This is a genomic window from Porifericola rhodea, from assembly GCF_030506305.1.
Classification (GTDB): domain Bacteria; phylum Bacteroidota; class Bacteroidia; order Cytophagales; family Cyclobacteriaceae; genus Catalinimonas; species Catalinimonas rhodea.
Genome location: NZ_CP119421.1, coordinates 5,163,566 through 5,179,361 on the forward strand (window position 1 = coordinate 5,163,566; position 15,796 = coordinate 5,179,361).

General features: G+C 40.2%; 13 protein-coding genes. 6 read left to right on the forward strand and 7 right to left on the reverse strand.

Annotated elements, in window-relative coordinates; genetic code table 11:
* The first annotated feature begins 652 nt into the window (after positions 1 to 652).
* Positions 653 to 1,336: a hypothetical protein gene (locus PZB74_RS21275; RefSeq protein WP_302239329.1), complete on the forward strand. Its 684-nt coding sequence runs from the start codon at positions 653 to 655 to the stop codon at positions 1,334 to 1,336.
* 42 nt (positions 1,337 to 1,378) lie between these two features.
* On the opposite strand, the gene PZB74_RS21280 is transcribed toward PZB74_RS21275, so the two are convergent.
* Entirely contained in the window at positions 1,379 to 2,287 is a 909-nt protein-coding gene (locus tag PZB74_RS21280) for an NAD(P)/FAD-dependent oxidoreductase (RefSeq protein ID WP_302239330.1), read from the reverse strand.
* A 219-nt stretch (positions 2,288 to 2,506) separates the two neighbouring features.
* On the opposite strand from PZB74_RS21280, the gene PZB74_RS21285 reads away from it, so the two are divergent.
* Together PZB74_RS21285 and PZB74_RS21290 are read left to right on the forward strand one after the other, a co-directional pair.
* The gene (locus PZB74_RS21285) at positions 2,507 to 2,974 is read left to right on the forward strand and encodes a 3-oxoacyl-ACP synthase (RefSeq protein ID WP_302239331.1); all 468 of its coding nucleotides are present in this window, start codon (positions 2,507 to 2,509) and stop codon (positions 2,972 to 2,974) included.
* 92 nt (positions 2,975 to 3,066) lie between these two features.
* Positions 3,067 to 4,296, forward strand: a complete 1,230-nt coding sequence (locus PZB74_RS21290) for an MFS transporter (RefSeq protein WP_302239332.1) — start codon at positions 3,067 to 3,069, stop codon at positions 4,294 to 4,296.
* Here the strand turns inward: PZB74_RS21290 and PZB74_RS21295 are convergent.
* Positions 4,293 to 5,231: a hypothetical protein gene (locus PZB74_RS21295; RefSeq protein ID WP_302239333.1), complete on the reverse strand. Its 939-nt coding sequence runs from the start codon at positions 5,229 to 5,231 to the stop codon at positions 4,293 to 4,295. The genes PZB74_RS21290 and PZB74_RS21295 overlap by 4 nt on opposite strands.
* Before the next feature lie 60 nt (positions 5,232 to 5,291).
* Entirely contained in the window at positions 5,292 to 5,576 is a 285-nt protein-coding gene (locus PZB74_RS21300; protein WP_302239334.1) for a hypothetical protein, read from the reverse strand.
* A gap of 248 nt (positions 5,577 to 5,824) precedes the next feature.
* Here PZB74_RS21300 and PZB74_RS21305 point away from each other — a divergent pair, with 248 nt between their 5' ends.
* From PZB74_RS21305 to PZB74_RS21315, 3 genes are all read left to right on the forward strand, one after another.
* Positions 5,825 to 6,433, forward strand: coding sequence for a phosphoribosyltransferase (locus tag PZB74_RS21305; RefSeq protein WP_302239336.1), 609 nt, complete (start codon positions 5,825 to 5,827; stop codon positions 6,431 to 6,433).
* A gap of 18 nt (positions 6,434 to 6,451) precedes the next feature.
* Entirely contained in the window at positions 6,452 to 7,096 is a 645-nt protein-coding gene (locus PZB74_RS21310) for a dienelactone hydrolase family protein (RefSeq protein ID WP_302239337.1), read from the forward strand.
* A gap of 91 nt (positions 7,097 to 7,187) precedes the next feature.
* Positions 7,188 to 8,246 carry a hypothetical protein gene (locus tag PZB74_RS21315; RefSeq protein WP_302239339.1) on the forward strand — a complete coding sequence of 353 codons (1,059 nt, stop codon included), beginning with the start codon at positions 7,188 to 7,190 and terminating at the stop codon, positions 8,244 to 8,246.
* Positions 8,247 to 8,321: 75 nt separating this feature from the next.
* Here PZB74_RS21315 and PZB74_RS21320 read toward each other — a convergent pair whose 3' ends face one another.
* The 4 genes from PZB74_RS21320 to PZB74_RS21335 are packed head-to-tail and all read right to left on the reverse strand — an operon-like array spanning position 8,322 to position 15,784.
* Positions 8,322 to 9,350, reverse strand: a complete 1,029-nt coding sequence (locus tag PZB74_RS21320) for a DUF5627 domain-containing protein (RefSeq protein ID WP_302239341.1) — start codon at positions 9,348 to 9,350, stop codon at positions 8,322 to 8,324.
* 33 nt (positions 9,351 to 9,383) lie between these two features.
* Positions 9,384 to 11,099 (reverse strand): RagB/SusD family nutrient uptake outer membrane protein, encoded by a 1,716-nt coding sequence (locus PZB74_RS21325; protein ID WP_302239342.1) that lies wholly within the window; start codon positions 11,097 to 11,099, stop codon positions 9,384 to 9,386.
* Between the two features lie 18 nt (positions 11,100 to 11,117).
* On the reverse strand, positions 11,118 to 13,964 hold the full coding sequence (locus PZB74_RS21330; protein ID WP_302239343.1) for a SusC/RagA family TonB-linked outer membrane protein: 2,847 nt from the start codon (positions 13,962 to 13,964) through the stop codon (positions 11,118 to 11,120).
* 38 nt (positions 13,965 to 14,002) lie between these two features.
* Entirely contained in the window at positions 14,003 to 15,784 is a 1,782-nt protein-coding gene (locus PZB74_RS21335; protein WP_302239345.1) for a RagB/SusD family nutrient uptake outer membrane protein, read from the reverse strand.
* Between the last annotated feature and the right edge of the window lie 12 nt (positions 15,785 to 15,796).

The following is a 15,796-nucleotide window of genomic DNA, read 5'->3' on the forward strand; positions in this document are numbered from 1 at the left end:
AAGAAAATAAATAGCTATTCGTAAGTAGTATGTAGAAATGGCTTTGTAACTATTTTTGACGTCTTTTTAGACCTTTAAATGCATGCATATGGGTTCCCTGTTGATGTAATAGTTCATTATGAGTGATGAAGTAGAATACAATCACCCTATAACTTGCATGAAAATACTTATAGGAAAAGTGCTATAGCACAAAAAATATAGAAGGATGCTCTTGCGTTAGCAGCTATTTGAAGCTTACTAAATTCAATAAAGATGGAAGTTTGTAAACTCAAAACACTTAAGTGGTATGATTTATATAAATACATAAATATTTAAGATTCATTCCTTAATATATAAACTGAAAATAATTTAAGTATATAATCAATATTACATAAGTATTTATTAAGCTTAATCAAATTTATCCAATTTACCGCCTTTTAAAATCCCTCTAAACGTATTGATTATAGCACATTTAATTTTCTTGTATTTAATAGTGGTTTATGAGACTCTAATTTTTACATAAACTCTGTGGTAATTAGATTTATTATACCACACCTTATACGATATAGGTATGCTATTGCTCCTCGTTATTTATACTACGATTTATATAGATTTAAGTAGTAATTGCTTATAAATAGCTATTTCTTAAACCCTCATTGTAATTTTTCATAAAATGAGAAAATTATTGAAAATCAAAATAGGACTTCTATTTATGATGACAATTATGTCATCTAACGATAGTTTTGCGCAACTTTCTTCAGAGAACTCATTCCAATATCATGTTTTAAGCCCCACACCTATTAATCATCTACAGGCAGGTAAAATACTTGGGGTGGCAAATCAAAAAGTAGTGTCTACTAAGGTAGTTAAAGGAGAGTTACCTGAGGGATTTATGCTTTTTGATGACGGTACACTCGCGCTAACAAAACCAAGTGAGAAAATAAAAGCAGGAAAGCATAATATCAAGGTTGAGTTTATTGATAGTTATGGCAAACAACATACAGAAAGAATAAAACTCAAATTGATTGAAAGTACTGGCAATGATCATTATGCAACGGTACGTGTAGCAGCGCCAAAATCATTAAACCAAAATGCAAAAAGCCATTACAATGCTGGCGATGTTATTGCGCTTTTCCGTGATCCTGATGGTATTATAACGGATGTAACTTTAATAAAAGGTGCTTTGCCTGAAGGAGTTACTCTTGTACATAATAAGCATCTTGTAGTCACTAATCCTCAGTTACTAAAAAATGGTGAGTACTTCTGCTTGTTTATTACTAAAGACGAAATGGGCGGAAACTCTGTGCTGGCAGTTTCTTTACCATTAGGTAATGAAATCGTACTTACTGATAAGTAGAACCAGCTACCCAGAGCTTCCTTAAAATGTTATAGAAACCATCTACAAAAATTCTTCATCGCAAAGTAATTTGTTCACGTGCACGCCTGCTACCATTCCAGTAAATGATGCCACAGTGAGTGAACGCATAGAGGAATTATCCCCACATGCATAAAGTCCAGATACAGAAGTTCTCCCTCCTTCATCTACTTCAATCAGTCCGTTTTCGTTAATCTTACAACCTAACATTTGTGGTATTTCTGAATGCTGAACAAATGGCGGATGAGTATACAGCACGTTTAAACTTAGCTTCTCACCATTTTGAAACAATACGCTTTTAAGTTTTCCGTTTTCTTGCTCAAAAGAATCAATTACGGTTTCTACAATAGATATATTGTTTCGCTTTATCCTATTCAAATCATCTTTGCTAAAGTTTACCTTACCATTTGTAAGCAATGTTATATCTGGACTTAAGTTTTTAATCATTTTCAAATAGTCCAGTGTAAAATTGTCATTGGAAAGTACTCCTGTTTTTTTACCTTTTACTTCATAGCCATGACAGTAAGGACAGTGGATAATGCTTTTTCCCCAACATTCTGCAAAGCCTTCTATATCAGGCATTATATCTTTGATACCTGTGGCAAAAATCACTTTTCTTCCTATAAACTCCTCTCCACTTTCTGTTAGGATTGAGAAACTGTCAATCATCTTTTTAGCACTGCTTGCCAAACCTTTGTAGAACTGAACACTTTCGTATTTCAGTACCTGCTCTTTTGCAATAGCAGAAATCTCCGAAGGAGTTTTACCATCTTGAGTCAGAAAGTTGTGAGAATGAGGTGTGCTTGTATTACACGGTTTCCCGCTATCTATTATTAATGTCTTTCTGACAGAACGACCTAGTGCCAGCGCAGCAGATAATCCAGAATAACTCCCTCCTACTATTATTACATCAAATTGATTAGATCTTAGCATACTTTAATTTTTAATCAGTTGTAAATCAAATTCTCACCATTTGAGGAATAATAAGAGTTTTGATGAGCATGTAAATTAAGCAGAATCTAATCATAAATGCAACAATGTTGCATTAATTTAATTCTATCACGTGCGAGCAAGCATACGAAGGTTTTACGTACTACATTTGTATGATTTTTTTGCCTCGTAGTATCTTATTTAGATTATAACTTTATCAATATGAATCAGGATGAGGGATTAGTGCTTAAAGAAAAGTTATTTACAGCATGTGAAATAAGTCTTTCAAGGAGACTTCAGGATGTAAAAACTGCAATAAACGAAGCTCAGGAGGCAGCAAACCAGGAGACAAAAAGTAGCGCGGGTGATAAGCATGAAACCGGTCGTGCTATGATGCAACTGGAAACAGAAAAGCTCAACCGACAATTACAGGAAATTTTGAACGAGCAGGAAGCGCTGAAAATGATTAGGATTAACAATCTAAAAACTCGTGTTGAGCGAGGCGCATTAGTTATAACGAATCACCTTAAACTTTTTGTAGCTATTAGCGCAGGTAGGCTTGAAGTGGAAGAAGATACCTACTTTGCCATCTCTATAAAGACACCCTTAGGTCAGGCACTTCAAGGTAAAGAAGCAGGTGAAGTAATAACTTTCCAAGCCAAGACCCACAAAATATTGCAAGTATTTTAATAAAACACACTAAAACAGAAGCAATCAAACAATATATGAGTACATTTATTATATAATTCGTATTACCTTCGCGAATACCTCAATAATAACTTATGAATTACATACGTCTGGCACGTAGCTATCCTGATTATTTGGGCTACGGAATGCTTCACTATTTTTTTTCCTGCATGGGCCAAACTTTTCTCATTAGTACTTTTGTCCCCTCATTTGTAGAAAGTCTTTCGGTTACCAATAATTCATTTAGCTTAATTTACGGATTGGCGACAATCTGCAGTGCTATGATCCTTCCTTTCGCAGGAAAATTAATTGATCAGTTTCGCCTTCGAAATATTAGCATGCTGACAGGTGCAGGTCTGGCGTTAGCATGCTTGCTGGCCTCCTTCGCATCCAATACTATAGTGCTGTTTTTTGGACTATTAAGCCTTCGTTTCTTTGGCCAGGGCATGATGGTATTATTAGGTTCTACCTCCATAGCCCGCTACTTTGACCTCAGCAGAGGTAAAGCCCTTTCGCTTTCCAGTATGGGTCTACCTATTGCAGAGTCTTTTATGCCCGTTCTAATTATCTTGCTGATTCAAAATTTTGGCTGGTCTGTAAGCTGGCAGATATTATCAGGGTCTATACTAGTTGTCTTTATCCCCCTGGCTATTCTACTGGTTAAGGGTGATAACCCATTTCAGTTTGTACCTCAGGAAAAAGATAAAGGGAAGGCTAATTTAGACAGGGTACAGGATGTATCTCGTAAAGAGGTATTGCGCGACTGGCGATTTTATATGCTTTTGCCCGGCCTTATTTTTCTTCCTCTTTTTATTACAGGTATGTTTATCCACCAAAACCTTCTCGCAGACTCTAAAGGGTGGAGCATGCAGTGGATGGCAAGTTGCTTCGTAGGCTTTGGTATGGCACGTATCACAACTAACTTTATAGCAGGAAGCTTAATTGATAGATTCTCCTCGCGAAATGTATTTATATTTTATCTATTTCCTATTGCGCTGGGCCTAGGCACATTGTTGATGGGTACTCATCCATGGCTGGCTATGTCGTATATGATATTGGCGGGTATTACTGCCAGTCTCAGTGGATTAACCAGCTCTTCTCTCTGGGCTGAAATATACGGTGTTCGCCATTTAGGGGCAATTAAAAGTATGGCTACCACTATGATGGTTCTTGCCTCAGCTATCGGCCCTATCATTATTGGCTACGGGCTTAGCCATAACACTGAAATCACTATAATGACCTCAATCCTTATTATTATTGTCATTACAATTTGTAGTTGGATTGCTATCAGAGCCACAACCGCTAATAAAAAATTAGTGGCTTAAGGGAAAGGGTTAAATGTTTTTTCGTTCACCCAATGAAAGCCTCTGCTTGTTAGTAAGAAATCATCCGAGTCACGATGCGTCAACAGAATTTCTAGTGTGTCGCCCATATAGTTTCCCTTAAGAATCATTTGACTGGTTTCATCAATTTTATAAGTGAACTCATATAAGGCTTCATTCCCTCTTTTACCACGGTATATTTTAATGTTATGTTGGGTTGTGCCAGGTTCAAATTGGTATAGACGATAGTCTCCAAACCTATTCTGCAAATAAAATAAATTGTGTTTGTCTATGATCATTCTTTTCCAGCGATGCTCATTATTTCCAAGAGAAGACACTTCAGCCTGATTAAGCTTGAAGCTCTCTACTTCATATATTCCGTAGAGAGGAGGTAATGACACTTTTGACTGATAAGCAGATGCGAAAGTTTCGGCTAACAAAATGATCAAAAATAATACTTTAATATAGTCTATTGTTCTCCTGTTTATTCTGGCCTCAAAAATTACGGGAGGGCTACTAGGTATAGTAGGCTGGTTTAGGAAGAAATAAAGCACCCTTTTGCCTTCTAAAGAAAATAAAATGAGAGCCAGAAGTAGCAGCAGAGAGGAGAACAACTTCACGGGCACATCAAAAGTAAAATTGAGCATAACTACATTACTAAAGACAGCAATTAAAATCATAGCTCCCAGTAAAGTCGTTTTTCTAAAAAAGAGTAACGCCCCACCAATTACCTCGCCCAAACCCACAAAAACATTGTATGCAGGAGAAAAGCTCATAAAGTTCCAGAGTAAACCCATAGATGAGAAATCACCCAAAGGGGTAAGAAGATTAATCAGCAGATAATCACCAAACTGAACTTTGAGAACTTTAACCATCCCATAAAGAATACTAAAATAACCCAGATAGATACGTACAACTACACTTAAGCAGTACAGCAATAATGTATAAGCATTGCTTTTTCTATCTGCAAGTGTCCAAACATATACTTATACATACCGCTAGAGCAAAAAAGTCAATACCTCTACGTAATGGTAGGCAGTATCTCCACTGCCTGTCTGCTTTATCAAAAGGTGATTATGGATAAATACACTACCTACCCACTTCACAAAGTTTTGTATAGGAAAGTAGATACCTCCCACAAAAAACTTAATACATAAAAACAAAAGCCTGTTAGTAACATGAAGGCTAATAAAGGCAAAGCCAAAACGAAAAACTATTTTCTCTACCAGATTCCAACGATCCTTTTGCCAAATACTATGGTACTCTTGTGATTCCGTTTGCATGGCTTTAATTGAGCTTGCTATGAAAATAGATTTTTCACAGCTTATATAAAGCTTGCTAAACAAAATCACCTAGACAAATAAGTAATATTCCTATAAAGGACGGGCAACTGTAATGACATCTAATGAGGCAATACTCCTCAGTTTTTAATATTTAATGTTTTTTCAAACATAAGCATTGACAGCGGTGTATTTAATAAGTAGAATTATATGTTTTTTGAGCTTAAGTAAGTCATATATTTTTTTTGACTATGTTTATTAACCGCAAAGAAGCAGCCCTGGCATTGGGCCGAGAGCTAATGCACCTACACGACGAAAAGCCCGTAGTTTTAGGTATTCCCAGAGGGGGGGTAGTAATGGGCAAATACATACATGAGATGCTCTCGGCACCACTTGATGTAGTAATGACAAAAAAAATCAGCCATCCTGAAAATCCTGAGCTGGCAGTAGGCGCTGTTAGTATGGATAATGAAGTAGCAGTAAGCCAGGTACAAATACCAGAAAAATACTTCAATGACATGGCAGGGGAAATCAGGAAGTTGCTTTGTGAGCGCTACCACAAGTATATGGGTGGTAAAGATAGGCTTCCCATTTGTGGAACCACCGTAATCCTGGTAGATGATGGCATTGCTACTGGTAATACCATGCTGGCTACAATCAGGCTGGTACGCAAACAAAATCCTCGTAAAATTGTAGTAGCTACACCTGTAGCGCCACCTGATGTGGTTAGAATATTTGAAGAGGAGGCTGACGAATTTGTGGTTTTACAGACACCTCCAGAGTTTTCCGCAGTGGGTCAGTTCTATGAAGATTTTCATCAGGTAAGCGACGAGCAGGTTATTGATATGTTAAACGCATAACTTTTTAAACTTGAAGTAATGGAAAAACTGATAAATTTTGATGACCAGATTACAATCAGCTCTGATGATAAAATTCTAAACGGCAGATTAGTAATACCCGAAGAAAGCCAGGCTATTATAGTGTTTGTAGGTGACCTGGGACATGTGCTACATAACAAAACCGCCCTTCAGTTGGCAGATTATATGCAGCAAGAGGGCTTTGCTACTTTGTTAGTAGACTTGCTTACAAAAGAAGAAACCCTCACTTCTACCCAAGATCTAGATATTAACCATATAGCTCATAGAGTGAGTGATGTTCGTAATTGGATTGCTGAAAACCCTCAGACAGAGTACATGAACACTGGATTTTTTAGTATGAATACGGGCACAGCGGCAGTTATTAAGGCACTTAACAAACCAGACAGTAGTATTAATGCTTTAGTCTCTTTAGCAGGCAGACCTGACTTGGCGCAGGACAGCCTTAAAAATATTAATACACCAGTACTTTACCTGGCAGGAGATGCAGATAACGCTAATGTTACTTTTCATGAGAAAGCCTTATCTAATTTTAATTCTTTTTCTAAATTAGAAGTAATAGCTGATGGCGGAGGTGATTTTCTCTCGCCACCCATTTTGCAAAAAGTTGCACTCCTAAGTAAAGAGTGGTTTATCAGGCACTTATGACAAGCTCATACCATACGATAGCATAAATTAAGGAGCTGCTATCCCCTGGGGAGCAGCTCTATTTATTTTACTACACTTTAATTAGCCTAGTATGCCTTCCAGTATCAGAAAAAAACCATTTAATCATGCGTTTAGGAAGGATCATCTCGCATCTTTCCAGAACAAAGTAAATTTTCTTAAAAAAGCTCAGCATTATGCAGAGGCACCTAAAAGAGTGTTTAATCACGAAACTCATCTGTCGTGGATTTTTATGACAGATGTGTATGCCTACAAACTTAAAAAACCTTTACACCTCCCCTATCTGAATCTATTTAGTATACAGAATCGCAAGCAAATTTGTGAGCAGGAAATTGAGCTAAGCAAAAGGCTGGCTCCTGATACTTACCTCAGGCTGGTGGCTCTTTGCATGAACGAAGAGAAACAGTTGCAAATAGAAGGTAAAGGTAAGGTTGTGGACTGGCTGGTAAAAATGCGTAAACTAGATAGTGAGCTTATGCTAGATCAACAAATCAGAAATAGGCAGGTGGACCAGTCTTTATTGGCTAAAGCCGCCAGACACCTTTCGGACTATTATCTGGCACAACCGCCCGAAGCCATTAGTAGCTTTGACTATTGGAATAAGCTAATGCAAGCTATCAAACGTAACTATGCCAGCCTGCTAGACTACCCAAACCTCATACAAATAGATATGCTGAAAGAGGTTGTAGCCTCATTACAAAATTTTCTGACTCATGAAGAGCACTTATTGGAGAATAGAGTAAAGCAAAGCAAGATTATAGAAGGGCATGGAGATTTACGTCCAGAGCATATCTACCTTAGTGCTAAGCCCCAGATTATAGATAGCCTGGAATTTGATCGTGAACTTCGTATTGTTGATCCGGCGGATGAGTTAGCCCAGTTAAGTGTAGAATGTACGATGCTAGGAGACAAAGAGAGCGCAGATTTGTTTATCCACACTTACCGACAGATTACTGAGGATAATTTTGAAGACAAACTCTTTCTTTTTTACCAATGCCAGCGAGCCTGCCTCAGAGCCAGCTTAAGTATTGAGCATCTCAAAGACAAACAATACCAGGGAGATAAACAGTGGCAAAACCGTGCAGATAAATACCTGAACTTAGCTAGACAATATGCGGCTCAGCTAAAATAAACAACTTATTCTAAGACGGACAATCTAAAAAAAAAGGGCGATGATATACTTCACCGCCTTTTTTGTTATCAGAATCTAATCATTAAACTCAACTGTAAACTCTTCAAAAACCACTGCTCTATCTCTGATGACCAGTGTGTCTTTTACCTGATGAGTTTCGTTATTAGCCATATCTGTGTAGCTATAATCAAGGTAAATCACATCTCTGGGCAAACCTCCCCACTCATCCGCGTCTTCCACATACATACCACTTCCACTAATGTTATAGGGATCACCCTCAGTACTGATAATGCGACAGCTATTGTCAGTACCAAAAACTAGCTCCATGTTTAAGTTTCCGGGACTATTCTCCCCTCCACGTCGCACTATATTCTGTAATTGAACGGCCTGATTTCCAGAAGTAGTTAACATAACCACTTCATCCTTTACCACAAACTCATTGTGATACACGTTTTCTACTTCATTACCATCTGCATCGGTAAGTACATCTATACCTCTACGCAGATAATGGCCGTGATACTTATTGATAAACTTTATTCCAAAAAGGGTGTAATCTTTAGGCAACTGATCCCAGTCAGCAGGATTCACCTTATTTGGGGCTTCCAGAGAGCTTCTGCCCACCAAAACAGTATCCAGGTTTTCTGCTTCTGTAATTCTTAGGGGTATTACATAATTTACTTCATTATCGGGGGCAAAAGACATAGGGTCGTTAAAGAAAGCATTATTTAGCTGGATACTAATTCTTCCCTTTGTACTACCTGCCGGAATAGTTACCGGGCTAGTGCTTTCAATTGTGTAAAATTCCGTAGAAAGCGTTTGCACATTAGCAACATTGTCTAGCAGACTATTGTCCAGCTCAAAGTGCACTTGCCGGTCTTCCTCATTACTATATACACCACCCATGGTTACACCAATCTCAAAACGTTGGTTGTTATCGTTTTCGTTATTGCCCTGGTCGTACTTACCTAAAATCAGGGTACGTATAGGTGTCTGGTAAGGGAAATAACAGGCACTAACCTCATAGTCAGGATATACAATATCCTGATTTTCGCAGGAAGCCAAAGCCATAACTGATAGTATACAGACTATATATTTAAGTTTCATAACTGAGAGTTTTAGAGTCATTTTGTGTTTGGTTTACCAACCCTGATTTTGTTCCAGGCTACTAAATTTTACAGTTTCCTGCTGCGGAATGGGGCCGTAAACTGCATTATCGTTGTAATTCCTGACTTCTACCTCAAGCGGCACATATCGTTCTCCATTGTAAAATACCCCTCTGATATCTTCATTCAGATTCAGCTTCCAGCGTCGCATATCCCAGAAGCGATGCCCCTCAAAGCAGAGTTCCAGTCTTCTTTCGTTGCGAATGAGCGTTCTCATCTCATCTTGAGAAGCAATACTTTGCAAATAGGCATCTGGTTGACTGATACCCGCTCTTTGGCGAATGGCACTGATAACCTCCCTTGCGCTTATCCCATTAATAGCTAAGTCTGGACCACCCAGTTCATTGGCAGCCTCGGCAAAAACCAAAAATATATCTGTATAGCGAAGAAATATGTTATAGTGCTCCTGCCCTGTAGTGGTTCCGTCAGAGCTAATGACGACATCCGGACGCAGTAGTTTTTTGAGATAATAGCCAGAGCGTGTAGACCTCTGGGCAATGGAGTCTATTCTGTCAATACCCGCACCTCTACCTGTGTATATTGTGTTCCAGCCTATGGTATTTCCATTGTAAAGTATGTACTTGCTCAGGCGAGGATCACGAGACTGATAGGGGGCGCCTTCATCGTAACCGGAAGAGGGGTGCTGAATGGGATAGCCATTTTCCATAGGAAAAGCATCTACCAGGTTTTGTGAAGGGTTAAGCTTTCCCTCGCCATTCAGGGAGGGCGGAAAATGATTAAGCTCTACCCAAGAACCATTATAGACTGAGCTTCTCCAAAGTAATTCTGGCAGATATTTATCCCCATCGTCATCATAGAACTCCAAACCACCAGGATCCAGACCGCCCACACCACCAATATCATTGATCAGAGCTGCCGATAGCTCCGCTGCCCGCTGATAGTAGTCTCCTGCTCCGTCCAGAAAAGCTGGGCTGGCTGCTAAAAGCGCCAGCTTGGCTTGAAGAGCCTTAATTATCCTTCCGCTGATACGTAGATTATTACTGGAGCCAAACACAAATTTGTAAGCTTCAGGGTCAAAGCTTTCATAAGCGGCAGGTATTTCTGAGATGTCGTCGTCATAGTCCATAGGGAGGTAAGTCAGAGCCTCTTCAAAGTCTTCATTAATTGCCTGTACTGATGCCTCAAAGCTTAGTCTGGGTACATCAAAGTTTCCGTCAGACTCTATAAATTCTGAGAAATAGGGTATACCTAAAAGCTCTCCGGACTGACTTTGTCCGGCATGTGCCTGAAGTATATAGAAATGATGCAATGCACGCATGGCCAGTGCCTCTCCAATCATGCGCTTCTTGAAAAGCTCATTAATCTCAGGGTCTCTCTTCCACTGTACATTCTCTATGGTTGGAATAAACTTATTGATGTAGAAAACAGGCTCGTACTTATTCCAGCGACTGGCGGGATTAAATTGTGCTGACCACTCCCCTACGGCCATACGTCGGTAGCCATTGGAAAGTGTGTTTGTTACGGCATCGTCTGTGGCTACTGCCATAAAATCGTATTGATTTATCAAGGCTTCGTAAGCATTCATCAGTACTCCTTCTGCAAAGGCAGGATCGTAATTAAGGCGGTCTTCGTCCAGCAGGTTTTCATCAACCGGCTCCAAAAGGGATTCGCAAGAGGTAAACCCAAGCAACAGGCAAAGGAATGTCAGTATTATATGTTGTTGTCTCATAGCTAAAGGTCTTGTTATTTAAAATTTGGCTCTTAAGCCTACAGAAAAGTACCTGTACATAGGAGATGAGCCTATAATCAGCTGTCTTTCTTTGGTAGCCTCTGAAAACTCCAGCAAATTAGAGCCTGAGGCGTACACGCTTAGATTCTGCATCTGTAACTTATCTACCCAGGCTACAGGTAATGTATAAGTGAGCTGTGCTCTGCTAATACTGAAGTAGGAGTTGTCGTACATCCAGAATGTAGACCTTCTGAAGTTATTATTATTTTCCTGAGAAGAGAGGCGAGGAAATGTAGCATTTTCAGCATTTTCTTCTGTCCAGCGGTTACGCACTACTTCGGAATACTTATCGTCACCATCTACCCAGTAGTAATTATTTTCTAATAATGCCTGATTTCCGTACTGACCTACACCCAGCACAAACAGGCTAAGCCCTTTGTACGCTACTCTAAAGTTGACGCCCATAGTCCAGGGTGCAAACCAGCGACCTATGTTTACCTGATCCTGATTGTTAATCACACCATCATTGTTCTGATCTTTATATTTAATATCGCCCGCTTGTACATCCCCGAAAGCTGGCACCGCTAAACCGTCTTTTAAAACTCCTTCTTCATCAAAATCATTTACACTGTAAAAGCCCTGATCTTCCAGCCCCCAGAATACATCCAGCGGGAGATTTTTACGATACTGGTAATTGTCGTTATAGACTTCATCTACTTTTAGCCTTTCTGAACTGGTATACATAGCCCGAAGACCTAAATCCAGATTAAGTGACCCTACACGTTCAGAATAATTTATTCCCAGCTCTATACCCTTGTATCTGTCCTTGCTATAGTTGCTATTAGGCATAAAATCTGCATAGTAAGAGGGGTACTGATTGTTCAATTGAGTCACCTGATCATCAATATCAGTTTGGAATACATTCATTTCTAACCATAAGCTGTTGAATAGTATAGACTCAAAGCCCAGGTTAATATCTTTGCGTTGCTCATAGCCGAAGTTGTTGTTTCGGCCCTGTAAGAGTTTTGTAGAGCTGTTGCTAAAGCCATCAGCCCAACTGTAACCTCCACCCTGCTGTTCATATACTTCTTTATACATAAAGTGCCCCTCAATACCTAAGTCAGAATAGATTACACCAGCCGTAGCCCTTAGTTTGAGATAGTTGAGCCATGATACGTTCTGTAATCCATTTTCTTCGCTAAGCACATAGGCAAGTCCCAAGCTAGGTGAGAATTTTCCTCTATTACCCTCTGGAAGCTTTACTGAATTGACATAAGCCGAGCTGAAATCAAATAGCAGTTTGTCATCAAAGCTATATGAGAGCTGAAAAGCTACATGAGCATTTTTGGCAGGTTGCTTTTGAAACCTAACAAACATATTGTTAGCAAAACCAATCAGCGAGGTATTTATGTGATGCTTTTCGCCCACTTGCTTATCGTAATTAAGCAAACCATAAAAACCATAGCGGGTAATAAAACCCTGAGTTGTGGCATTCTCAGTTAAATCTTTCTTATCCTGATTACCCAGACGATTAAGTCCCACTATTGTGTCATTGCTCCATACTGGCTCATATACTGAATACTGATTAGTAACAGAGAGCGCGTAGGTATTATAGAAATCAAAACTGACATATGTTTTGGCAGTGAGGCCTTTAGCTAAACTATTCAGGTCTATATCTATGGCATTGTTAACCTGGGTAACTCTTGATATACTCTCCTGATAACCACCAGCCAGAATATTGGCAATCGGTGTATTATTCTGATAAGCCTGTGCCCCACCCAGAAGAAAACCATCATAAAGGTTAGCTCCTTTAACCTGACCAGCGAGCACCTCGTTGAGCGTAGTATCTATCATAGAAACCGGTAGTAAGGGAGCATAAACATGAGGCTTCAGGCTAAGTCCTTGATAAAACAGGTCTGAATGTGCGCTTTTATTGGAGTTGACGATTGATACTACATCCAGACTGCTGGAGATAAAATTATTGACCCTAAAGTCTATGTTACCTCTTACATTAAAACGTTTGTTACCCTGATCAACATCCGGATTGAGTTTGGCTAAAGAACCGGAGCTACTATAGCCCAGATTGACGTAATATTTGGTATTGTCATTTCCTCCGGAAAACTCTGCCAGTACATTTGTAAAATTATTGCTTGGCTTAAGATATTTAGAGGAGTAATAATCTACATTGGGATAACGATAAGGGTTTGTACCCTGACGATAATTAAATATCTGTTCCTGAGAAAATGCGGAGTCCAGCCCATCGTTGAGGCGAGCCTCATTAAACAGTTCCATATAGTCTGCCGAACCCAGATAGCTTGGCAAAGAAACCGGCCTACTGATGCCATAGTTTACTATCACATTGGCTCTTCTAAATTTAGAACTACCTCTTTTAGTGGTAACGACGATTACGCCATTTTTACCCATAGCTCCATATTGTGCCAGCGCATTGGCATCTTTTAGTACTGTAATCTGCTCAATCTCTTCGGAGTTAAGCAGATCAATAGATCTGCTGGGGATGCCATCTACTACAATCATAGCGTTGCCTAGCCCGCGAATTACATCACTACCAGAAAGCCCGGTAATACGCCCTATGAGTGCTGCTCTCACCCACTGACTGTTGTCATACTCCAGATAACTATCTGGCCGTATGGCTGAGGTAGCTCCTACCACATTTTTTCTGGCCTTTTTGCTAAAACCCAAAGCTATGGTGTCTTCTGCATATTGTAGAAGCGGCTCTTGGTAACGCTCCTCTACCCGCTGAGTAGTTTGTTGTAAGCTGTCTTGTCCGTAGGCGGCAAAAGTGGCAGCAAAGGCTCCTAAACATCCTATGGCAAAGCTTTTTATTAGTGTATTTGAATATATCATGTTAATCTGGCTCTAAAGGTTGAAGATTAGTAGATAGCTTACCATCCTGGGTTCTGCTCAAAGCCAACATAAAGCTCTGTATCGTTCTGAGGAAAAGGCAGCCAATAGTGCTTCTCGTCAAACACCTTGGTACGAATAAGCTCTACATTAAAGGAGGTGTGCTCCTTGTCAAATTTTAGCCCGGTTTTTTCCTTATAGCGGTCTTGTTCGCCCAACCGCCAGCGGCGTAAATCCATCCAGCGATGCCCTTCCCAGCTCAATTCAACTGCACGCTCACGACGGATTTCATCCATAAACTTTCTGGCATCTGCTACAAACTGTACCGGAGCAACTCCTGCTCTATCTCGCAGCACATTAATTGCCTGCTCGGCTGTTAGTGCGTAAGAAGATGGCACCTGCTGTGCTCCATAAGCTATATGTGCTGCTTCGGCATACATCAGGTACACATCTGTTAGTCGCATGTGCAACCTGAAAGGAAGGTAATTGCCTATCTGGTTATCAAACCAGTTGAACGAACGTCCAAACCATTTTTTACAGATGTATCCGGTTCGGCTACCCAGATCAACGGAGGGATAACGGTGTGCACCTCCCTCATAGAGCTGGGCAAAACGGTGTACCTCATTAGTTCCGCTGGCAGCTCCCAGATTCTCTACCATCTGCTCTCCATCCAGTATTACCCACTTGTATAAGCGGGGGTCGCGGCCCTCCCAGGGTCTGGAAGGGTCATAGTTGGGGCTATCTTCGCAGGAAAGTCCATCGGCCATTCCAAAATTATAGTGAATGTAGTTGTGAGTAGGGAACTGTGTATCGCGCTGCTCACAATGACTACCAATCTGAAAGCCCTGTGCCAAGAATCTTGGAAACCACCCCACATCACCAGACTGGCTAAAAATAAACTCTGTACTGCCCGGATATACATAGCCGGTCTTGGAAGAGAGCGAGTAGAAGACATCTTCGTAATCATCCCAATTCGCTAACTGATACCGACCACCATCGCTTATTTTCAATACTTCGGCAAAAGCATCTACTGCCATCTGGCACAACTCTTTGTCATAGTCGTAAGGGTCGGTAGAACCCTTCATGAGTGGGCTGGCAGCAAACAACAAATTTTTACCTTTAAAAGCCCAGGCAGCTCCTTTAGTAGCCCTAAACATATTGGAATTGAAAGTCTTCTGTCCGGCAGAGTGTTCATCCCAGCTTACAGGCAGTAGCTGGGCAGCTTTTTCAAAATCCTGATCTAAAGCCAGAGCAGTTTCCTTAAATGTTTCCGGGCGGGGTAACTTCCATTCTTCTGACCCTAACGGGATATCTATATATGGAATTCTTCCCCAGAATTTCATGATCTCATGATGAAAGAAAGCTCTGAAGAAATAAGCCTGGCCTAGTATTATATCTTTTTCTTCCTGGGTGGCATCTACCATTAACTCTATATTCTCAATAACAATATTGGCTTTGCGAATACCCGCCCAGCTATTTTGCCAGATGCCTGCCCTATCAAAAGGATAATCGGCATTGGTATTGGTAGCTCCTTCATAAAATATGGTACCCATTCCACCATTCATCATCCAATCCCAGTACCGCCCCTGGTCTATACGGTAGTCAAACTGCCAGTTTTGAGTACCTACGGCATCATCCCCATAGCACATGTAGCTTTGCCAGTGGGTACCGGTACCATAGTTCACCACCAGGGCATACATTTCTTCTACAAAGCCCTGGGCATTATTAAAGTTTTTAAATACCTCCTGTACGTCAAGGTCTGTTTCTATGGTTTTGTCAAGGTAATCTTCACAAGAAGAAGACAACCAGATTAGACAAATCATACTGAAAATTTT